Origin of the sequence: Streptomyces roseolus, from assembly GCF_014649855.1 — a bacterium.
Taxonomy (GTDB): domain Bacteria; phylum Actinomycetota; class Actinomycetes; order Streptomycetales; family Streptomycetaceae; genus Streptomyces; species Streptomyces roseolus.
Map to the genome: position 1 here is coordinate 136,143 of NZ_BMTV01000019.1, position 18,967 is coordinate 155,109.

General features: G+C 72.6%; 20 protein-coding genes. 12 read left to right on the plus strand and 8 right to left on the minus strand.

The window, feature by feature from the left end:
* Positions 1 to 312: 312 nt before the first annotated feature.
* Positions 313 to 1,356 (plus strand): zinc-dependent alcohol dehydrogenase family protein, encoded by a 1,044-nt coding sequence (locus IE245_RS22765; RefSeq protein WP_189950494.1) that lies wholly within the window; start codon positions 313 to 315, stop codon positions 1,354 to 1,356.
* Here IE245_RS22765 and IE245_RS22770 read toward each other — a convergent pair.
* Both IE245_RS22770 and IE245_RS22775 read right to left on the minus strand, forming a co-directional pair.
* Entirely contained in the window at positions 1,346 to 2,644 is a 1,299-nt protein-coding gene (locus IE245_RS22770) for a CoA transferase (RefSeq protein WP_189950496.1), read from the minus strand. The two genes, IE245_RS22765 and IE245_RS22770, sit on opposite strands and share 11 nt — an antisense overlap.
* Positions 2,645 to 2,733: 89 nt before the next feature.
* Positions 2,734 to 4,278 carry a S8 family peptidase gene (locus IE245_RS22775; protein ID WP_189950498.1) on the minus strand — a complete coding sequence of 515 codons (1,545 nt, stop codon included), beginning with the start codon at positions 4,276 to 4,278 and terminating at the stop codon, positions 2,734 to 2,736.
* A 274-nt stretch (positions 4,279 to 4,552) separates the two neighbouring features.
* Here IE245_RS22775 and IE245_RS22780 point away from each other — a divergent pair, with 274 nt between their 5' ends.
* From IE245_RS22780 to moaA, 3 genes are all read left to right on the plus strand, one after another.
* Positions 4,553 to 4,927, plus strand: coding sequence for a DUF485 domain-containing protein (locus IE245_RS22780; RefSeq protein WP_189950501.1), 375 nt, complete (start codon positions 4,553 to 4,555; stop codon positions 4,925 to 4,927).
* Positions 4,924 to 6,576 carry a monocarboxylic acid transporter gene (locus IE245_RS22785; protein WP_189950503.1) on the plus strand — a complete coding sequence of 551 codons (1,653 nt, stop codon included), beginning with the start codon at positions 4,924 to 4,926 and terminating at the stop codon, positions 6,574 to 6,576. Before IE245_RS22780 ends, IE245_RS22785 begins: the two co-directional genes overlap by 4 nt.
* Positions 6,577 to 6,757: 181 nt before the next feature.
* Entirely contained in the window at positions 6,758 to 7,747 is a 990-nt protein-coding gene (gene moaA, locus IE245_RS22790) for a GTP 3',8-cyclase MoaA (protein ID WP_189950506.1), read from the plus strand.
* Here moaA and IE245_RS22795 read toward each other — a convergent pair.
* Together IE245_RS22795 and IE245_RS22800 are read right to left on the minus strand one after the other, a co-directional pair.
* Positions 7,730 to 7,969, minus strand: coding sequence for a hypothetical protein (locus IE245_RS22795; RefSeq protein WP_189950508.1), 240 nt, complete (start codon positions 7,967 to 7,969; stop codon positions 7,730 to 7,732). The two genes, moaA and IE245_RS22795, sit on opposite strands and share 18 nt — an antisense overlap.
* Before the next feature lie 213 nt (positions 7,970 to 8,182).
* Positions 8,183 to 8,527 (minus strand): DUF3099 domain-containing protein, encoded by a 345-nt coding sequence (locus IE245_RS22800; protein WP_189950510.1) that lies wholly within the window; start codon positions 8,525 to 8,527, stop codon positions 8,183 to 8,185.
* 169 nt (positions 8,528 to 8,696) lie between these two features.
* Between IE245_RS22800 and IE245_RS22805 the strand changes: the two genes are divergently transcribed.
* A complete protein-coding gene (locus IE245_RS22805) occupies positions 8,697 to 8,972 on the plus strand; it encodes a GlsB/YeaQ/YmgE family stress response membrane protein (RefSeq protein ID WP_189950513.1) in 276 nt (91 codons plus the stop codon).
* Positions 8,973 to 9,048: 76 nt separating this feature from the next.
* Here the strand turns inward: IE245_RS22805 and tyrS are convergent, their stop codons facing one another.
* The 3 genes from tyrS to IE245_RS22820 all read right to left on the minus strand — a co-directional run bounded on the left by tyrS (position 9,049) and on the right by IE245_RS22820 (position 13,372).
* Positions 9,049 to 10,314: a tyrosine--tRNA ligase gene (gene tyrS / locus IE245_RS22810; protein ID WP_189950515.1), complete on the minus strand. Its 1,266-nt coding sequence runs from the start codon at positions 10,312 to 10,314 to the stop codon at positions 9,049 to 9,051.
* Between the two features lie 51 nt (positions 10,315 to 10,365).
* Complete coding sequence (locus tag IE245_RS22815; protein WP_189950517.1) at positions 10,366 to 11,757, minus strand: metallopeptidase TldD-related protein; 1,392 nt, start codon at positions 11,755 to 11,757, stop codon at positions 10,366 to 10,368.
* Positions 11,758 to 11,848: 91 nt separating this feature from the next.
* Positions 11,849 to 13,372, minus strand: a complete 1,524-nt coding sequence (locus IE245_RS22820) for a TldD/PmbA family protein (protein WP_189950519.1) — start codon at positions 13,370 to 13,372, stop codon at positions 11,849 to 11,851.
* 253 nt (positions 13,373 to 13,625) lie between these two features.
* Between IE245_RS22820 and fabG the strand changes: the two genes are divergently transcribed.
* The 3 genes from fabG to IE245_RS22835 all read left to right on the plus strand — a co-directional run bounded on the left by fabG (position 13,626) and on the right by IE245_RS22835 (position 15,705).
* The gene (gene fabG / locus IE245_RS22825; protein ID WP_169086091.1) at positions 13,626 to 14,345 is read left to right on the plus strand and encodes a 3-oxoacyl-[acyl-carrier-protein] reductase; all 720 of its coding nucleotides are present in this window, start codon (positions 13,626 to 13,628) and stop codon (positions 14,343 to 14,345) included.
* Between the two features lie 5 nt (positions 14,346 to 14,350).
* The gene (fabI, locus tag IE245_RS22830) at positions 14,351 to 15,127 is read left to right on the plus strand and encodes an enoyl-ACP reductase FabI (RefSeq protein ID WP_189950522.1); all 777 of its coding nucleotides are present in this window, start codon (positions 14,351 to 14,353) and stop codon (positions 15,125 to 15,127) included.
* 155 nt (positions 15,128 to 15,282) lie between these two features.
* Positions 15,283 to 15,705, plus strand: coding sequence for a hypothetical protein (locus tag IE245_RS22835; protein ID WP_189950524.1), 423 nt, complete (start codon positions 15,283 to 15,285; stop codon positions 15,703 to 15,705).
* Here the strand turns inward: IE245_RS22835 and IE245_RS22840 are convergent.
* Positions 15,638 to 16,354 (minus strand): FadR/GntR family transcriptional regulator, encoded by a 717-nt coding sequence (locus tag IE245_RS22840; RefSeq protein WP_189950571.1) that lies wholly within the window; start codon positions 16,352 to 16,354, stop codon positions 15,638 to 15,640. The genes IE245_RS22835 and IE245_RS22840 overlap by 68 nt on opposite strands.
* Before the next feature lie 94 nt (positions 16,355 to 16,448).
* Here IE245_RS22840 and IE245_RS22845 point away from each other — a divergent pair, with 94 nt between their 5' ends.
* The 4 genes from IE245_RS22845 (at position 16,449) to IE245_RS22855 (ending at position 18,878) form a co-directional block, all read left to right on the plus strand.
* Positions 16,449 to 17,771 (plus strand): CynX/NimT family MFS transporter, encoded by a 1,323-nt coding sequence (locus IE245_RS22845; RefSeq protein ID WP_189950526.1) that lies wholly within the window; start codon positions 16,449 to 16,451, stop codon positions 17,769 to 17,771.
* Between the two features lie 17 nt (positions 17,772 to 17,788).
* Complete coding sequence (locus IE245_RS37765; protein ID WP_268254990.1) at positions 17,789 to 17,905, plus strand: SGM_5486 family transporter-associated protein; 117 nt, start codon at positions 17,789 to 17,791, stop codon at positions 17,903 to 17,905.
* Positions 17,906 to 18,120: 215 nt separating this feature from the next.
* Positions 18,121 to 18,324 (plus strand): hypothetical protein, encoded by a 204-nt coding sequence (locus tag IE245_RS22850; protein WP_189950527.1) that lies wholly within the window; start codon positions 18,121 to 18,123, stop codon positions 18,322 to 18,324.
* A 35-nt stretch (positions 18,325 to 18,359) separates the two neighbouring features.
* Complete coding sequence (locus tag IE245_RS22855; RefSeq protein ID WP_189950529.1) at positions 18,360 to 18,878, plus strand: SixA phosphatase family protein; 519 nt, start codon at positions 18,360 to 18,362, stop codon at positions 18,876 to 18,878.
* The last annotated feature ends 89 nt before the right edge of the window (positions 18,879 to 18,967 follow it).

Genomic DNA, 18,967 nt, shown 5'->3' on the forward strand with positions numbered 1-18,967 from the left:
CCTCGGTATCCCGAATGTCCGTGATGTCCCTCACGGGAAGCGCCTCCGCGCCCTGCCGGAGGTCCCTCCGGCAGGGCGCGCGCCGAGGCGGGGGCGCCACCGCCCGGGCCGCCGCGGCGGGGCCCCGCCCCTGGTCCACCGGCACCGCCACCCCCTCCGGTCCGGCCTCCCCGACAGCCCGCGGACCCCGGGCGCCGCCCGCTCCGGCCGCCGGCCCCGGACTTCCGGGCCATGCCGCCCCGCATCGCCGCGGGCACCCTCCAGGCGATGTACGGTGAACGTCGTACAAGTAGCTGACCCGGACGAGGAACCATGCGCGCCACCACCATTCACGCACCCTTCGACATGCGCGTGGAGGAGGTGCCCGACCCCGTCGTGAAGGACCCCACGGACGTCGTCGTACGCGTCCTGCGCGCCTGCATCTGCGGCAGCGACCTCTGGGCCTACCGCGGCGAGTCGGCCCGGCAGCCCGGCCAGCGCATCGGCCACGAGTTCCTCGGCACCGTCGAGGCGACCGGCTCCGAGGTCCGCGGCTTCAAGCCCGGCGACCTCGTCGTCGCCCCCTTCGTCTGGTCCGACGGCACCTGCGACCACTGCGCCGAGGGCCTCCAGACCTCCTGCCCCAACGGCGGATTCTGGGGCTCGGCCGGCTCCGACGGCGGTCAGGGCGAGGCCGTCCGCGTCCCCTTCGGCGACGGCACCCTCGTCAAGCTGCCGGCCGACGCCGCCTCCGACGACCACCTGCTGACCGCGCTGCTCGCCCTCTCGGACGTCATGGGCACCGGACACCACGCCGCCCTCGGCGCCGGCGTCCGCCCCGGTTCCACCGTCGCCGTCGTCGGCGACGGCGCCGTCGGCCTCTGCGGCGTCCTCGCCGCCAAGCGCCTCGGCGCCGAGCGGATCATCGCCCTCGGCCGCCACACCGCCCGCACCGACATCGCCCGCGCCTTCGGCGCCACCGACGTCGTCGCCGAGCGCGGCGAGGCCGCCGAGGCCGCCGTCCGCGAGCTCACCGGCGGCCAGGGCGCCCACGGCGTCATCGAGGCCGTCGGCACCGAGCAGTCCATGCGCACCGCCGTGAACATCACCCGCGACGGCGGCTCCATCGGCTACGTCGGCGTCCCGCACGGCTCCGGCACCGGCCTCGACCTCTCCGTCATGTTCGACCGGAACATCGCCCTGCGCGGCGGCGTCGCCCCCGTCCGCGCCTACATCCCCGAACTGCTCGCCGACGTCCTCGACGGCCGCATCGACCCGTCCCCGGTCTTCGACCTCACCGTGGACCTCGACGGCGTCCCCGGCGGCTACCGGGCCATGGACGAGCGCACCGCCCTCAAGGTCCTCGTCAAGCCGTAGCCCACGCCGGGGCGTCCGCCCCCGCGACGCCCGGCGGGCGCGACCAGCCCGCCGGGCCGCCCTCGTACGCCACCGGCGACACCGCGTGCCGCAGCCGCCCGAGCGGGCCCTCCGACTCCGTCAGGTACCGCTCCGGGTCGTACCGCGGCAGGCCGTGCGTCAGCCAGTGAGCGGTCTGCGCCAGCGACAGCCGGACCAGGCGGCCGCCGCCGTCCCGCTCCCGCTCCGTCAGCGACCGCAGCACCGCCGCCGCGAGCAGGTACCCCGTCCCGTGGTCCAGGGCCTGCGCCGGCAGCGCCCCCGGCTCCTCCCCGGACCCCTCCGTGACCGCGATGCCCGTCGCCACCTGCACCAGGCTGTCGAAGCCGCGCCGCCCGCCCCACGGTCCGTAGTCGCCCCACGCCGACAGCCGGGCCGTCACCAGACCCGGCCGCTCCAGGCCGTACCGCTCCAGGGCCCCCGGCCGGTAACCGGTCACCAGGACGTCCGCCGCGTCCAGGAGCTCGTCGAAGGTCCGCCGGTCCGCGCGCCGGTCCAGATCGAGGGCCGCCGTCCGCTTCCCGACGTCCGTGTCCGCGTGCTGGTCCGGCAGCTCGGGACGGCCCGGCGGGTCGATCCGCAGCACGTCCGCGCCGAGCAGCGCCAGCGTCCGCGTCGCCACCGGGCCCGCGATCACCCGGGTCAGGTCCAGGACCCGCGGCGGACCAGGACGGCGCCGCGGCGGGGCCTCGTCGAGCCGCTCCCGGCTCAGCACCGGCCGCGCCGCCACCTGGCGGCCCTGCGCGTGCCCGGCCCACTCCCCGGGCGTCCGCAGCGCCACCGCGAGGCCCCCGGAGCCGTACACCGCCGTCTCCACGTCGACGGCCCGCCGCCCGCCGATCGCCTCCGCCACCGCCTCCACCGAGTCGGCCGCGCCCAGCGCCGCGAGCAGCGCGGCCCTGTGGTGCGGGTAGTTGGCGTGGGTGCGGACCCAGCCGTCGGCCGCCCGCCAGAACCGCGACAGCGGCGCGAAGGCCACCGGCGTCCGCCCGTCGACCCGCAGGTGACGCTCGCTCACGAAGGCGGTGGCCACCGCCCCGTCGTCCACCCGCACCGGCCCCGCCACGCGCGCGTGCTCCACGGCCGCGAGCCCGCAGACCGCGACCGCCGCCCGCGCCAGGTCCATCACCGGCAGCCGCGCCGGGAGCAGCCCCGACACCCCGCCGAACTCCACCCGTCCGACCAGGGCGGGATCGCCGCCCAGGACCGACCACAGTGCTTCCGTACCGCTCCGAACCGTGCTGTCCATACCCGCACTATGGCACTCCGTGCCATCCCCGCGGGACGCGAAGGGGCCCCGGCGCGGACGACCGCACCGGGGCCCGTCACCTCAGGGCGTCACCGCTTGCGGACGGCGTCCAGCGCGTCGACGACACCGGCTCCGTAGAAGCCGTTCTTCTCCTTGCCCCCCTCGCAGACGGCGTCGACCGTGCCGTCGCCGTTGATGTCGTAGGGGTTGGTGCAGGCCCGCTCGTCGGCCTGCTCGTACAGCAGCGCCTTCAGCGCGGCCGGGCTCGCCTTCGGGTGCGTCGACTTCAGCAGCGCGAGCACACCGGCGGCGTGCGGCGCCGCCATCGACGTGCCGCCCTTGTAGTCGTAGCCGCCCTTGAACACGGTCGACAGGATCAGGCCGTTGGTGGCCGGGGCCCCCGGGGCCTGGTACTCGGTGCGGTCACCGCCGGGGGCGGCGACGTCGATGACGTCGAGACCGTAGTTCGAGTACGACGCCTTCAGGTCCTTCGCGCCGGTCGCCGAGACCGTCACGACGCCCGGCAGCTGGGCCGGGTAGTCGACGCAGACGCTCGGGTCGATGACCCGCTCGACCGGCACGGAGTCGTTCGGGCTGGACTTGTCCAGGATCTCGTCCGCGGCGAGGTCGAACCGGGAGTTGCCGGCCGCGGCCACGTTGACCGTGCCCTTCTTCTCCGCGTACCGGCTCGCCCGGGTGACCGCCTCGACGAGGGCCTTCTGGTCCTCGTCCGTCTTGCAGGCGAACATCCACGGGTCGGTGTAGTAGCTGTTGTTCGTGATGTCGACGCCGTTCTCGGCCGCCCACACGAAACCGCAGACCACGGCCTCGGTGTAGAAGAAGCCGTCCGGGGTGGACACCTTGATGCCGGAGAGCTTCACGCCCGGGGCGACACCGGTGATGCCGATGCCGTTCTTCGCGGCGGCGATCGTACCGGCCACGTGGGTGCCGTGGTTGGACTCGCCCGCCTGGGGGCGCCACGCGCCGGGGGTCGTGTCCGGCTTGCCGGAGACGCAGTTGGCGGAGGACTTCGGGTCGAAGTTCGGCGCCAGGTCCGGGTGGGTGTCGTCCACCCCGGTGTCGATGACGCCGACCGTCACCTTGCTGCTGCCCAGGGTCTTCTGGTGCGCCTTGTCGGCCTTGATGGCCGGGATGTCCCACTGCAGCGGCTCCAGCGGCTCCTGGTCGCCGGTGGCGGTCGCCGCGGCGGCCAGGGCCTCGGCCGCGGTCAGCTCCGCGGTGTCGCCGCCGACCGAGTCGTCGCGCTGCACGGAGAGCGGAGCGGTACGGGTCGCACCCGCCGACACCACGCCGCGGGCCTGGCGGATCGTCCGCGCGAACGCCGGGTTCTGCGAGTGGACGACTATCACGCCTATCTGGTCGTAGGCGATGACGACCTCGCCGCCGGCGGCGGCTATCGCCTTCTTCACCGAGGAGGCCGTCCAGCGGCCCCCCTCGACGTTGACGACGTACGAGAGCTTCTCGCCCGTCGCCGCGACGGTGGCGGCCGCCGGAGCGTCACTCGTTTCCGCGGCGGAGGCGGCGCCGGAAGGAAGGAAACCGAGCGAAGCGGTGAGCGCGAGACCAGCAGGCAGAGCGAGTGCTCGGCCGCGCCTCGATCCCAGATGAGCCATGGGTTCTCCACATCATCCGTATGTACTGCCCACCCGCGGGGTTGCACGTGGGCAGGTGCATGACGAGTGAAGCTATCGCTGAACTTCCCCCCTCATCAATGAGTTGAGAAGACGGGATGGAGATTCCGGGGAAGAAATCCACTCCCCTGAACCACTTCGCTTCCGGCTCCGTGCCGTTGAGCAGGGGAGGGGCGTCGGCAGGCGCCCCGTCCCGCACCCCCCAGGTGAGGCCCCCTTGACCATGTCGTCCACCCCCGCGTCACGAGGAGAGTCCGTGGCTACCGAAGCACCGCCGCCGCCGAGAGAGGGCGCCGGGACCGATTCCGGTCCCGCCCGGCCCACCACGGAGGAGTTCGTCGAGGTCCAGCGCAGCGAGGAGTTCGGCGAACTCCGCCGCACCTACCGCTCCTTCGCCTTCCCCCTGACGGTCGCCTTCATCACCTGGTACCTGCTCTACGTCCTGCTCTCCAACTACGCGGGCGGCTTCATGGGCACCCGCCTCTTCGGCAACATCAACGTCGCCCTCGTCCTCGGCCTCGGCCAGTTCGCCACCACCTTCCTCATCGCCTGGCTGTACTCCCGCCACGCCGCGCTCCGTCTCGACCCCAAGGGCGAGGCCATCAAGGCCCGTATGGAGGGCGACGCATGAGCTCCCTCGCCACCGCCCCCGCGCTGCTCGCCGCCGGCAACGCCACCGCCGAGCACCGGCCGCTGATCATCGGCCTCTTCGGCGCCTTCGTGGTCGCCACCCTCGCCATCACCGTCTGGGCCGGCCGGCAGACCCGCAGCGCCGCCGACTTCTACGCCGGCGGCGGCCAGTTCACCGGCTTCCAGAACGGCCTCGCGATCTCCGGCGACTACATGTCCGCCGCGTCCTTCCTCGGCATCTCCGGCGCCATCGCCCTCTACGGCTACGACGGCTTCCTCTACTCCATCGGCTTCCTCGTCGCCTGGCTCGTCGCCCTGCTCCTGGTCGCCGAACCGCTGCGCAACTCCGGCCGCTTCACCATGGGCGACGTCCTCGCCTACCGGATGCGCCAGCGCCCGGTCCGCACCGCCGCCGGCACCTCCACCATCGTCGTCTCGATCTTCTACCTGCTCGCCCAGATGGCCGGCGCCGGCGTCCTCGTCTCGCTGCTCCTCGGCATCACCAGCGACGGCGGCAAGGTCGCGATCGTCGCCCTGGTCGGCGTCCTGATGATCGTCTACGTCACCATCGGCGGCATGAAGGGCACCACCTGGGTGCAGATGGTGAAGGCGGTGCTGCTCATCGCCGGCACCCTCCTCATCACCTTCCTCATCCTGCTGAAGTTCGACTTCAACCTCTCCGACCTGCTCGGCGCCGCCGCCACTCACAGCGGCAAGGGCGACGCCTTCCTGGAGCCCGGCCTCAAGTACGGCCTCACCGAGACCTCGAAGCTCGACTTCCTCTCCCTCGGCATCGCCCTCGTCCTCGGCACCGCCGGCCTGCCGCACATCCTGATCCGCTTCTACACGGTGCCGACCGCGAAGGCCGCCCGGAAGTCGGTCAACTGGGCCATCGGCATCATCGGCGCCTTCTACCTGATGACGATCGTCCTCGGCTTCGGCGCCGCCGCCCTGCTGAGCCCCGAGACCATCACCTCCTCCAACAAGGCCGGCAACACGGCGGCCCCGCTCACCGCCCTGGAGGTCGGCGGCGGCGCGGACTCCACCGCCGGCGCCATCCTCCTCGCCGTCATCTCCGCCGTCGCCTTCGCCACCATCCTGGCCGTCGTCGCCGGACTGACCCTCGCCTCCTCCTCGTCCTTCGCGCACGACATCTACGCCAACGTGATCAAGCGCGGGAAGGCCACCGAGAAGCAGGAGATGCGGGCCGCCCGCTGGTCCACCGTCTTCATCGGCATCGTCTCGATCGCCCTCGGCGCCCTCGCCCGCGACCTCAACGTCGCCGGCCTGGTCGCCCTCGCCTTCGCGGTCGCCGCCTCGGCCAACCTGCCGACGATCCTCTACTCGCTCTTCTGGAAGAGGTTCACCACCCAGGGGGCGCTCTGGTCGATCTACGGCGGCCTGGTCTCCTCCGTCGTCCTCGTCCTCTTCTCCCCGGTCGTCTCCGGCGGCCCGGCCTCCATGTTCAAGGGCGTCGACTTCCACTGGTTCCCGCTGGAGAACCCGGGCCTGGTCTCCATTCCGCTCGGCTTCCTCCTCGGCTGGCTCGGCTCGATCCTCTCCAAGGAGGAGCCGGACGCGGGCAAGTACGCCGAGCTGGAGGTCAAGTCCCTCACCGGCATCGGCACCGCCGCCGCCGTGAAGCACTGACCGCTCCGCGGGCGACCGCACCGCATCCGGTCGTATACGGTCCGCAACAAGCCACCGGCCGCGTCGTAGAGTTCTACGACGCGGCCGGCGCCGTCCTCGTGACAATCGGCCCGTGCCCGATGTCCGAGCGGTCGCGTAGGCTCGAAAAAAGAAGCGAACCTGGAGAAGGGGAGGGGAACCGGTGCTCCTCGACACGTACGGCCGGGTCGCCACTGACCTGCGCGTTTCCCTCACCGATCGGTGCAATCTGCGCTGCACCTACTGCATGCCCGAAGAGGGACTGCAGTGGCTGGCCAAGCCGGACCTGCTCACCGACGACGAGATCGTCCGGCTGATCCGGATCGCCGTCACCGACCTCGGCGTCACCGAGGTCCGCTTCACCGGCGGCGAGCCGCTGCTCCGCCCCGGCCTCGTCGGGATCGTCGAGCGCTGCGCCGCCCTGGAGCCCCGCCCGAGGATGTCCCTGACGACCAACGGCATCGGGCTGAAGCGCACCGCCACCGCCCTCGAGGCCGCGGGGCTCGACCGGGTCAACGTCTCCCTCGACACCCTGCGCCCCGAGGTCTTCAAGACCCTCACCCGCCGCGACCGCCACCGGGACGTCCTCGACGGCATGGCCGCCGCCCGCGAGGCCGGCCTCACCCCGGTGAAGGTCAACGCCGTCCTGATGCCGGGGCTCAACGAGGACGAGGCCCCCGACCTGCTCGCCTGGGCGATCGCCGAGGGGTACGAGCTCCGCTTCATCGAGCAGATGCCCCTCGACGCCCAGCACGGCTGGAAGCGCGAGGGCATGATCACCGCCGGGGACATCCTGGAGTCCCTCCGCACCCGCTTCACCCTCACCCCCGAGGGCTCCGAGGAGCGCGGTTCCGCCCCCGCCGAGCGCTGGGTCGTCGACGGCGGACCGCACACGGTCGGCGTCATCGCCTCCGTGACCCGCCCGTTCTGCCGGGCCTGCGACCGCACCCGGCTCACCGCCGACGGCCAGATCCGCACCTGCCTCTTCGCCACCGAGGAGACCGACCTGCGGGCCGCGCTCCGCTCGGACGCCCCGGACGCGGACGTCGCCGAGCTGTGGAAGAAGGCGATGTGGGGGAAGAAGGCGGGCTCGGGCCTGGACGACCCGAGCTTCCTGCAGCCCGACCGTCCGATGTCAGCGATCGGCGGCTGAGCCGGGCCCGTCCGCCGCGGACTCCCAGTCGGCGAAGGGCACCACGTCCTTCAGGAAACCCCGCACGCCCAGGAACTGCGACAGGTGCTCGCGGTGTTCCTCGCAGGCGAGCCAGGTCTTGCGCCGCTCCGGCGTGTGCAGCTTGGGGTTGTTCCACGCGAGGACCCAGACGGCGTCGGCGCGGCAGCCCTTGGCGGAACAGATCGGCTTCTCTTCGCTCACCGGATCATTGTCCAGCAAGGGCGATGCCGAGCAGCCACGGGGGGAGCTGCCCGGCATCGGTCCGTCGCTCCGACGGGGGATGCGGAGCGCGTACGCAGTATGTCACGGCACCCTGGGTGCGGTGCACCGGAACCTCGTGATTGATCTGAGCTTTTCTTGAGGTTCCCGACGGCGTCGCCGTGACGTACCGTCACCGTGGTCGGCGCGCCCCGATCAGCCCTGCCCGTACGGGCGTTCCGCTCCGGATTCCGCTCCGCCGTCGCCCGCGCCGAGGGCGGGACGCGCCGGCGAGGGCAGGAAGGTCGACGGGAGCCCGGGCGCGGACTCGCGGCCCGCGTTCGCGATCACCACCGCGACGTACGGCAGCAGCACCCCGAGCACGAGCGCCACGACCGCCACGTGCCGTTCCACGTTCCACAGGGCCGCGGCCGCGATCACGGAGAGCGTCCGGACCGACATCGAGATGACGTACCGCCGCTGCCTGCCCCGGACGTCGTCCGCGAGCCCCTGCCGGGCCCCGGTGATCCGGAAGACCTCGGGTTCCCCTCGCTTCCGCATCGCGTTCCACCACCCGCCGCTCGTGCCGGAACCTCCCCGGTCCGGACCTTCTCCCAGCGTACGTCCACCGTCCCGGGCCGACGAGGCCGGGGCACGGACGGCCGCGCCCGACATGCGTCGTACGGCCACCGGGACGAGACTGGGGCCACATTGTCACGAGGAGGCGGATATGAGTTGGTTGTGGGCGATCGTCGTCGGTCTGGTCCTGGGTCTGCTCGCGAAGGCGATCCTCCCGGGGAAGCAGCAGATCCCACTCTGGCTGACGGTGATCTTCGGCATTCTGGGCAGCGTCCTGGGCAACGCGGTCGCCACCTGGATCGGCGTCAACGACACCAAGGGCATCGACTGGATCCGGCACCTGCTCCAGCTCCTCGGCGCCGTGGTCGTGGTTGGTGTCGGCGACATGCTCTGGGCCTCGATGAAGGGCAGTCGGCGACGCGCCTGACCCGGGCGGGACGCACCGGAGGCCCGGTACGGCGGTCGGTCGCCGTACCGGGCCTCCGGTGCGTCCCGCCCGGCGGTCAGCCGGTGTACTCGATCGCCGCCAGGTTCTTCTTGCCGCGCCGCAGCACCAGCCACCGCCCGTGCAGCAGCTCGCCGGCCTCGACGACGGCGTCCTCGGCGGTCACCTTCGCGTTGTTCACGTAGGCACCGCCCTCCTTCACCGTGCGCCGCGCGGCCGACTTGCTCGCCACCAGACCGACCTCGGCGAACAGGTCCACGACCTGGCCCAGCTCGGTCACGCGCGCGTGCGGCAGCTCGGAGAGCGCGGCGGCCAGCGTCGGCTCGTCCAGCTCGGCCAGGTCGCCCTGCCCGAACAGCGCCCTGGAGGCGTTGATGACGGCCGCGCACTGCTCGGCGCCGTGCACCAGCGTGGTGAGCTCCTCGGCGAGCGCCCGCTGCGCGGCCCGCGCCTGCGGCCGCTCGGCGGTCTGCGCCTCCAGCTCCTCCAGCTCCTCGCGGGACTTGAAGGAGAGGATCCGCATGTACGCCGAGACGTCGCGGTCGTCCACGTTCAGCCAGAACTGGTAGAACGCGTACGGCGTGGTCATCTCCGGGTCCAGCCAGACGGCGCCGCCCTCGGTCTTGCCGAACTTGGTGCCGTCCGCCTTGACCATCAGCGGCGTGGCGAGCGCGTGGACCTCGGCGCCCGGCTCCAGGCGGTGGATCAGGTCGAGCCCGGCCACCAGGTTGCCCCACTGGTCGGAGCCGCCCTGCTGGAGCGTGCAGCCGTAGCGCCGGTACAGCTCCAGGAAGTCCATGCCCTGGAGCAGCTGGTAGCTGAACTCGGTGTAGCTGATGCCCTGCTCGGACTCCAGGCGGCGGGCCACGGAGTCCTTGGTCAGCATCTTGTTGACCCGGAAGTGCTTGCCGATGTCCCGCAGGAACTCGATCGCCGAGAGCCCGGCGGTCCAGTCCAGGTTGTTCACCATGAGCGCCGCGTTCTCCCCCTCGAAGGAGAGGAAGGGCTCGATCTGGGAACGCAGCCGGTTCACCCAGTTCGCGACCGTCTCCGGGTCGTTCAGGGTGCGCTCGGCGGTCGGGCGGGGGTCGCCGATCTGACCGGTGGCCCCGCCGACCAGCGCCAGCGGCCGGTGCCCGGCCCGCTGGAGCCGGCGGACGGTGAGCACCTGGACCAGGTGGCCGACGTGGAGGCTGGCCGCGGTCGGGTCGAAACCGCAATAGAACGTCACGGGACCGTCCGCGAGCGCCTTGCGCAGGGCGTCCTCGTCGGTGGACTGGGCGAAGAGCCCACGCCACTTCAGCTCGTCGACGATGTCCGTCACGGTCGTCAGTCTCCTCGGATCGTTGCTTGCAGACAGCCCAGTCTAGGCGGGTCAGACGCCCTTGCTGACCGAGCTCATGTTGAAGTCGGGCACCCGCAGCGCGGGCATCGCGGCCCGGGTGAACCAGTCGCTCCACTCGCGCGGCAGGGTCCGCTCCGTCCGGCCCGCCTCGGTGGCCCGCGACAGCAGGTCCACCGGGGACTCGTTGAACCGGAAGTTGTTGACCTCGCCGACCACCTCGCCGTCCTCCACGAGGTAGACGCCGTCCCGGGTCAGGCCGGTGAGCAGCAGCGTCGCCGGGTCGACCTCGCGGATGTACCAGAGGCAGGTGAGCAGCAGCCCGCGCTCGGTGGCGGCCACCATCTCCTCCAGGGAGCGCTCGCCGCCGCCGTCCAGGATGAGGTTCCCCGCGCCCGGCGCCACCGGCATACCGGTGAGGGCGGCCGTGTGCCGGGTGGTGATCAGCCGGTCGAGCGCGCCGGCCCGCACCCACTCCACCGGGCCGACGGGCAGGCCGTTGTCGAAGACCGACTCGTCGTCGCCGGAGGCGTGCGCGATCACGAAGGGCGCGGACTCCAGGCCGGGCTCGTTCGGGTCGCTGCGCAGGGTCAGCGGCAGCGGGGAGAGGGTCTCGCCGAGCCGGGTGCCGCCGCCGGGCCGGGAGAAGACCGTGCGGCCCTCCACCGCGTCCCGGGCCATCGACGACCACAGCTGGTAGATCAGCAGGTCGGCGACGGCGGTCGGCGGCAGCAGCGTCTCGTACCGGCCGGCCGGCAGCTCGATCCGCCGCTCGGCCCAGCCCAGCCGCACCGCGAGCTCGGCGTCGAGCGCGGCCGGGTCGACGTCCTTGAAGTCGCGGGTGGAGCGCCCGGCCCAGGCGGAGCGGGCCCTGTCGGGCGACTTGGCGTTGAGCTCCAGGGTGCCGTTGGGCTGGTCGTGCCGCAGCCGCAGGCCGGTCGACGTCCCCAGGTAGGTGGAGGTCAGCTCGTGGTGCGCGAAGCCGTACAGCTCCCGGCCGCCGGCCCGCGCGCGTGCGAAGGCCTCGCCGAGCGCCGGCGCGAAGTCGGCGAAGACGGCGGAGGAGGTCTCGGCGGGGGCGTCGGTGAAGTCGGGGGAGGAGGGCACGCCCTCGACCAGCGGCTGCGCGTCCTCGGCGGGACCGGCCGCCCGGGCCGCCTCCTCGGCGGCCCGGACCAGCGGCTCCAGGTCCTCGGCGGTCACGGCCGAGCGGGACACGACACCGGAGGCGGTGCCCTCGGAGCCGTCCACGGTGGCGATCACCGTGAGGGTGCGGCCCCGGGTCACGCCGTTGGTGGTGAGCGCGTTGCCCGCCCAGCGCAGGTTGGCGGAGGACTCCTCGTCCGCGATGACGACACACCCGTCCGCGCGGGACAGTTCGAGCGCCCGCTCGACGATCTCGTACGGCTTGCTGACGCGGCTCATCGACCGGCCTCCTGCGTGGTGTTCAGACTGTGCTTGCCCGGGGGACGCCCCCCGGACCCCCAGCAGAGGGACCCGTGCGTGGTGGACCTGCTCATCGACCGGCCTCCTGCGTGGTGTTCAGGATGTTGACGCCCCGGAAGAGGGCGGAGGGGCAGCCGTGGGAGACGGCCGCGACCTGGCCCGGCTGGGCCTTGCCGCAGTTGAAGGCGCCGCCGAGGACGTACGTCTGCGGGCCGCCGACCTGCTCCATCGAGCCCCAGAAGTCGGTGGTGGTGGCCTGGTACGCCACGTCCCGCAGCTGCCCGGCCAGCCGGCCGTTCTCGATGCGGAAGAAGCGCTGGCCGGTGAACTGGAAGTTGTACCGCTGCATGTCGATCGACCAGGACCGGTCGCCGACCACGTAGATGCCCCGCTCGACGCCGCCGATCAGGTCCTCCGTCGACAGGCCGCCGGGATCGGGCCGGAGCGAGACGTTCGCCATCCGCTGCACCGGCACGTGCCCGGGGGAGTCGGCGAACGCGCAGCCGTTGGACCGGCCGAGGCCGGTGAGCTTCGCGATCCGCCGGTCCAGCTGGTAGCCGACGAGCGTGCCGTCCTTCACCAGGTCCCAGGACTGCGCCTCGACGCCCTCGTCGTCGTACCCGATCGTCGCGAGGCCGTGCTCGGCCGTGCGGTCACCGGTCACGTTCATCACCGAGGAGCCGTACGCCAGCTTGCCCAGCTGGTCGAAGGTGGCGAAGGAGGTGCCCGCGTACGCCGCCTCGTAGCCGAGGGCCCGGTCCAGCTCGGTGGCGTGGCCGATGGACTCGTGGATCGTCAGCCACAGGTTCGACGGGTCGACGACCAGGTCGTAGCGGCCGGCCTCGACGCTCGGCGCCCGCATCTTCTCGGCGAGCAGCTCCGGGATCTCCTCCAGCTCCTTGTCCCAGTCCCAGCCGGTCCCCGTGAGGTACTCCCAGCCCCGGCCGGCCGGCGGCGCGATCGTCCGCATCGAGTCGAACTCGCCGGTCGTGTCGTCCACGGCGATCGCCGTGAGCTCCGGGTGGAGCCGCACCCGCTGCTGGGTGGTGACGGTGCCCGCCGTGTCCGCGTAGAACTTGTTCTCGAAGACGGTGAGCAGCGAGGCGTCCACGTGCGCCACCCCGTCGGCCCGCAGCAGCCGTGCCGACCAGTCGGCGAGCAGCGCGCTCTTCTCCTCGGCCGGCACGGAGAACGGGTCGATCTCGTACGAGGAGATCCACACCTTGTCCGCGTGGACGGGCTCCGCCGCCAGCTCCACGCGCTCGTCGGAACCGGCCGCCGCGATGACCTGCGCCGACAGCTTGGCCATGGCGACGGCCTGGGAGGCGACCTTCGCCGCGCCGTCCATCGTCAGGTCGACACCGGAGGCGAAGCCCCAGGCGCCGCCGTGCACGACCCGCACCGCATAGCCGAGGTCGGTGGTGTCCGACGAACCCGCCGACCTGGCGTCCCGCAGTCGCCAGGAGGCGGAGCGGACCCTTTCGAGGCGGAAGTCGGCGTGCTCGGCGCCGAGCGCCCGCGCCCGCGCGAGCGCCGCGTCGGCGAGCGCCCTCAACGGCAGGGCACGGAAGGTTGGGTCGATCTGATGGACCACGAGCGGCCTCGCTCTCTGCGTGACGGGAACCTGCTGCGGTTGACGGGCAACCGGAAGTGAATCACGCCGCGCCGTGCCCATCGGCCCATTTTCCCCGTCCGGCGGGCGGCGGCCCCGGTGGTTTTCCGGCGCGCGGATCTGTAGGGATCCGACAGTGCCGCCCGTACGCCACTGTCGGAGGCCGATTCTCCATGAGGTGGGAGGTACCGATAGGTTTTCGGGGTACCAGACCGCTGATCGAAAGGGTGATCCGTTGAGCCGCTCGGTTCTCGTCACCGGAGGAAACCGGGGCATCGGCCTCGCCATCGCCCGCGCGTTCGCCGAGGCCGGCGACAAGGTCGCGTACACGTACCGCTCGGGCGAGCCCCCGGCCGCGTTGACCGAGCTGGGCTGCCTGGCCGTCAGGTGCGACATCACCGACGGCGAGCAGGTGGAGCAGGCGTACAAGGAGATCGAGGAGAAGCACGGCCCGGTCGAGGTCCTCGTGGCCAACGCCGGCGTCACCCGCGACACCCTCCTGATGCGCATGTCCGACGAGGACTTCACCTCCGTCGTCGACACCAACCTCACCGGCACCTTCCGGGTCGTCAAGCGCGCCAACCGCGGCATGCTGCGCGCCAAGAAGGGCCGCGTCGTCCTGATCTCCTCGGTCGTCGGTCTGCTGGGCTCCGCGGGCCAGGCCAACTACGCCGCCTCCAAGGCCGGCCTGGTCGGCTTCGCCCGCTCGCTCGCCCGTGAGCTCGGCTCGCGGAACATCACGTTCAACGTCGTCGCGCCCGGCTTCGTCGACACCGACATGACCGCCGTGCTCACCGACGAGCAGCGCGCGGGCATCGTGTCCCAGGTGCCGCTGGGCCGCTACGCGAAGCCGGAGGAGATCGCCGCCACGGTGCGCTTCCTCGCCTCCGACGACGCCTCGTACATCACTGGAGCCGTCATTCCGGTTGACGGCGGATTGGGCATGGGTCACTGATCACCATGAGCGGAATTCTCGAGGGCAAGCGCATCCTCATCACCGGTGTGCTGATGGAGTCCTCCATCGCCTTCCACGCCGCCAAGCTGGCCCAGGAGCAGGGCGCGGAGATCATCCTCACCGCCTGGCCCCGGCCGACGCTGACCGAGCGCATCGCCAAGAAGCTGCCCCACCCCGACAAGGTCAAGGTGCTGGAGCTCGACGTCTCCAACGACGAGCACCTCGCCCGCCTGGAGGGCCAGGTCCGCGAGCACCTCGGCGACCGCCTCGACGGCGTCGTGCACTCCATCGGCTTCGCCCCGCAGGACGCCCTCGGCGGCAACTTCCTCAACACGCCGTTCGAGTCCGTCGCCACCGCCATGCACGTCTCGGCCTTCTCCCTGAAGTCCCTGACGATGGCGCTGCTGCCGCTGATGAGCGAGGGCGGTTCGGTCGTCGGCCTCACCTTCGACGCCAAGTTCGCCTGGCCGCAGTACGACTGGATGGGCCCGGCCAAGGCCGCCCTGGAGGCCACCAGCCGCTACATGGCCCGTGACCTGGGCAAGCAGAACATCCGCTGCAACCTGGTCTCCGCCGGCCCGCTCGGCTCCATGGCCGCGAAGTCCATCCCGGGCTTCGGCGAGCTGGCGAAGGTCTGGGACAGCCGCTCCCCGCTGGAGTGGGACCTGTCCGACCCGGAGCCGGCCGGCCGCGCGATCGTCGCGCTGCTCTCCGACTGGTTCCCGAAGACCACCGGCGAGATCGTCCACGTCGACGGCGGTCTGCACGCGATCGGCGCCTGACCGCGCCCGTACCGCACCGGCCGGGGCCGGGCGCCGGGTCCCTTCCGGGACCGGGCGCCCGGCCCCGTTCCGTTCCCGACTCGAAAAGTCCGGCGGATCACCGCAGACTGGTCGGAGCGTGTCGTTCCGGCTACTCACGGGGAGGAGGTACGGGCATGCGCGCGCTCCACCGCGGCTTCGCCGCCCATGCCTCGGTCGCCGCCCTGCTCCTCGGCACCGCCGTCGCCGCGGAGGTCCACGCGGCCCCCGCCCCCGCCGAGGAACCCGCCGTCGCCGCCCCGGCGGCCGAGCTCCCCGAGGACTTCGGCGCCTCCTGCCACACGGTCGTCGAGGGCGCCCGGGTCACCGCCCACTGCCGCAACCCCTATCCGCGGACCGACCGGATACGGCTCCACGTCGAGTGCGACCCCTGGTGGGACCTCGACACCGACAGCGCCCCCGTGGACGTCGCTCCCGCCGACCACGCGACGCTCACCGCCCGCTGCTGGAAGGCGGTCCGCTCCGCCTGGGTCACCCACGAACCGGCGGCGGAGCCTGCTCCTCCGTCGCCGCCCGCCGCTTCCCGCCCAGGCACATGAACGGGTAGCCCGCGGCCTCCTCGGCCGCCCGCTCCGCGTCCCCGGCCCGGATCGCCTCCACGAGCCGCGCGTGGTCCATGTGGTTCTCCGGCCGCAGGTCCGGCCCCACGTCGTCGCGCAGCCACTCCCGCAGGAGATCGCCCAGGTCCGCGTAGAGCTCCGTCAGCACCTCGTTGCCCGACGCCGCCACCACCGCGTGGTGGAAGGCCGCGTCGGCCGTCACGAACCGCTCCGCGTCCCCCGACTCCCACGCCTCCTCGCGCCGGACGAGCAGCGCGTCCAGTTGCGCCAGGTCCCGCTCGGAGCGCCGGCGCGCCGCGAACCGCGCGGCCGCCGACTCCAGCGTGGAGCGCAGCTCGGCCACGTGCGTCGGGTCGGAGCCCGCGAACCGCCGGTGCATCACCCCGGCGAGCTCGCTCGTCGCCGCCACGTAGGTGCCGGAGCCCTGCCGGATGTCGAGCAGCCCGTTGTGGGCGAGGGCCCGGACCGCCTCGCGGACGGTGTTGCGGGCCACGCCCAGCTGCTCGACCAGCTCGGGCTCGGTCGGGATGCGGGAGCCGACCTGCCACTCGCCGGAGGTGATCTGGTTCCGCAGCTCGGCGATCACCTGGTCGGTGAGACCGGTGCGCCGGGGGTGCCCGAGGGCCATGGGGGACTCGCCTTCACGCGCGTTGTGGAGGGTGACCGTGCACAGATCGTCCAAGAGTGGACAATCAATCATCCCATGATTCTATGATGGTTCCATGCCAGACGAGCCGAAGACCCTCGAACCCGCCGCCGCACGGCGGACCCCCGCCCCCGAGCAGTCCCTGCCCGCCCCGGCGAACGGCCGTCCCGCCCGCTGGACGCTCGGCCTCGTCTCCGTCGGCCTCGTCCTCGCCGCGCTCAACCTGCGCCCCGCGATCACCAGCCTCGGCGCCCTCCTCGAAGAGGTCAGCGCCACCCTCCACATGAGCGGCACCGTCGCCGGCGTCCTCACCTCGGTGCCGCCGCTCTGCTTCGCGGTCTTCGGCATCACGGCCCCCCGCCTGGCCCGCCGCTTCGGCCCCGCCGCCGTCGTCTGCGCCGGCATGGCCGCCATCCTCGCGGGCCTGCTGCTGCGCCCCTTCGCGACCGGCACCGCGGGCTTCCTGGCCGCCAGCGCCCTCGCCCTCATGGGCATCGCCGTCAGCAACATCCTCATGCCGGTGATCGTGAAGCGGTACTTCCCCGACCGCGTCGGCAGCATGACCGGCCTGTACTCCATGGCCCTGGCCCTCGGCACCTCGCTCGCCGCCGCCCTCACGGTCCCCATGACCGACGCCCTCGGCGGCGACTGGCGGCTCGGCCTCGGCGTCTGGGCGGTCCTCGCCGCCCTCGCCGTCCTGTCCTGGCTCCCGCTCGTCAAGGACCGCAACGGCCCGGCCCTCACGGAGCAGGGCGTTCCGGCCCAGGCCCCGGCCCCGGGCGCGACGGCCCCGGCCGCCGCCCCGACCGGCACCGCGCCCCGCCCCGTGTACCGCAGCCGCACCGCCTGGGCGCTGGCCTGCTTCTTCGGCCTCCAGGCCACCGGCGCGTACATCACCATGGGCTGGATGCCACAGATCTTCCGCGACGCCGGCGTCCCCGCCTCCACCGCGGGCGTCCTGCTCGCGGTCACCATGGTCATGGGCGTCCCGCTCGCCTTCGTCATCCCGCGCCTCGCGACCCGGATGCGCCACCAGGGCCCGATCGTCGTCGCCCTCGGCACCTGCGGCCTCGCCGGCTACACCGGCCTGCTGCTCGCCCCGGCCGGCGGCGCCTGGGTCTGGGCGGTGCTCCTCGGCGTCTCCAACTGCGCCTTCCCGCTCGCCCTCACCATGATCGGCATGCGCTCGCGCACCGGCGCCGGCGTCGTCCGCCTGTCCGCCTTCGCCCAGAGCGTCGGCTACCTCATCTCCATCCCCGGCCCGCTCCTCGTCGGCGTCCTCTACCAGCACAGCGGCGGCTGGGGCGTGCCGATCGCCCTCATGGCCGGGCTGATGATCCCGCAGATGATCGTGGGCACCCTCGCCGGACGGGACCGGACGATCGAAGACGAATCCTGAGATGCGAGACTGGGGCCATGCCCGTTCTCGAACCCAACCCCCAGGGCGGCCAGAAGAAGCTGCTCCTCGTGCTCGGCGCGATGCTCGGCATCACGGTCGTCATCGCCGTCATCGCCTCGATCGCCTCCCCATGACCTGACCCCCCGCCCCCTCCGGGCGGGGCGGCGGAGAACCCGGGGGTAGGGAGAACCCCCGCATCCCCTAGGGGAAAGACTCAGGGGCGACTGGGTGGATCACCGGATGGGCCACGGCCCCCGTGCTCCCTACGGTGGAACCACACCGCGGCACCCGCGGCTCCCACCCTTCCCCGGGGCTCCGCCCACGGGGCGTCCCCACCACGGAGGCGGTCATGACGGCCCTCACCCGCACCGGCGACCGCACCCCGCCCGCCGGCGTCGACACCCGGCTGCCCTGGTGGGCCCTCGCCCTCCCGGTGGCCGCCTTCACCGTCCTGCTCCTGCTGGTCACCGGTCCCGGTGAGGCCGCCGCGACCGGAGGGGACGGCGGGATGGGACACCTCCTCCAGCGGATCGGGCAAACCCTCGCTCTCTGAGTCAGGACGGGCCGATCCGTGCCAAGCTGAGGACCATGAGCGTCGACACAACCCGCAGGATCGTGCTGCTCCGGCACGCGAAGGCAGACTGGGGCCAGGAGACCGACCACGAGCGCCCGCTCGCCGAGCGCGGCCGCAAGGACGCCCCCGTGGCGGGCCGCCGGCTCGCCCGGACCGGGATCCACTTCGACCTTGCCCTCTGTTCGACCGCGGCGCGCACCCGCGAGACCTGGAAGCTCGCCGTCCACGAACTGGCCGAGCGCCCCCGCACGGTCTACGAGGAGCGGATCTACGAGGCGTCCCCCGGCGAGCTCATCGCCCTGCTCAACGAGGTCCCGGAGGACGTGCGGGACCTCCTGGTCATCGGCCACAACCCCGGCATGCACGGCCTCACCGAGGTGCTGGCAGGCGACTCCGAGGGCGACGCCCTCGCGCGGATGAACCGCACCGGCTACCCCACCTCCGCCTTCGCCGTGCTCACCTTCACCGGCACCTGGAAGTCCGTCGAGCCCGGGAGCACCCGCCTCGTCGACTTCTGGACCCCCCACGACTGATCCCACACGGCCCCCCGGCGCGGGAGCCGCGCACGACATCCGCGCACGGGCCCGCCGGCGCCCCGCAGGCACCTCCGGGCGTCCGGGGC

Excerpts from the sequence above, each read along its gene's own strand:
- IE245_RS22765 (WP_189950494.1), top strand. The coding sequence starts at position 313 with ATGCGCGCCACCACCATTCACGCACCCTTCGACATGCGCGTGGAGGAG.
- IE245_RS22770 (WP_189950496.1), bottom strand. The coding sequence starts at position 2,644 with ATGGACAGCACGGTTCGGAGCGGTACGGAAGCACTGTGGTCGGTCCTG.
- IE245_RS22775 (WP_189950498.1), bottom strand. The coding sequence starts at position 4,278 with ATGGCTCATCTGGGATCGAGGCGCGGCCGAGCACTCGCTCTGCCTGCT.
- IE245_RS22785 (WP_189950503.1), top strand. The coding sequence starts at position 4,924 with ATGAGCTCCCTCGCCACCGCCCCCGCGCTGCTCGCCGCCGGCAACGCC.
- IE245_RS22800 (WP_189950510.1), bottom strand. The coding sequence starts at position 8,527 with ATGCGGAAGCGAGGGGAACCCGAGGTCTTCCGGATCACCGGGGCCCGG.
- IE245_RS22805 (WP_189950513.1), top strand. The coding sequence starts at position 8,697 with ATGAGTTGGTTGTGGGCGATCGTCGTCGGTCTGGTCCTGGGTCTGCTC.
- IE245_RS22815 (WP_189950517.1), bottom strand. The coding sequence starts at position 11,757 with ATGAGCCGCGTCAGCAAGCCGTACGAGATCGTCGAGCGGGCGCTCGAA.
- fabI (WP_189950522.1), top strand. The coding sequence starts at position 14,351 with ATGAGCGGAATTCTCGAGGGCAAGCGCATCCTCATCACCGGTGTGCTG.
- IE245_RS22835 (WP_189950524.1), top strand. The coding sequence starts at position 15,283 with ATGCGCGCGCTCCACCGCGGCTTCGCCGCCCATGCCTCGGTCGCCGCC.
- IE245_RS22840 (WP_189950571.1), bottom strand. The coding sequence starts at position 16,354 with ATGGCCCTCGGGCACCCCCGGCGCACCGGTCTCACCGACCAGGTGATC.
- IE245_RS22845 (WP_189950526.1), top strand. The coding sequence starts at position 16,449 with ATGCCAGACGAGCCGAAGACCCTCGAACCCGCCGCCGCACGGCGGACC.
- IE245_RS37765 (WP_268254990.1), top strand. The coding sequence starts at position 17,789 with ATGCCCGTTCTCGAACCCAACCCCCAGGGCGGCCAGAAGAAGCTGCTC.
- IE245_RS22850 (WP_189950527.1), top strand. The coding sequence starts at position 18,121 with ATGACGGCCCTCACCCGCACCGGCGACCGCACCCCGCCCGCCGGCGTC.
- IE245_RS22855 (WP_189950529.1), top strand. The coding sequence starts at position 18,360 with ATGAGCGTCGACACAACCCGCAGGATCGTGCTGCTCCGGCACGCGAAG.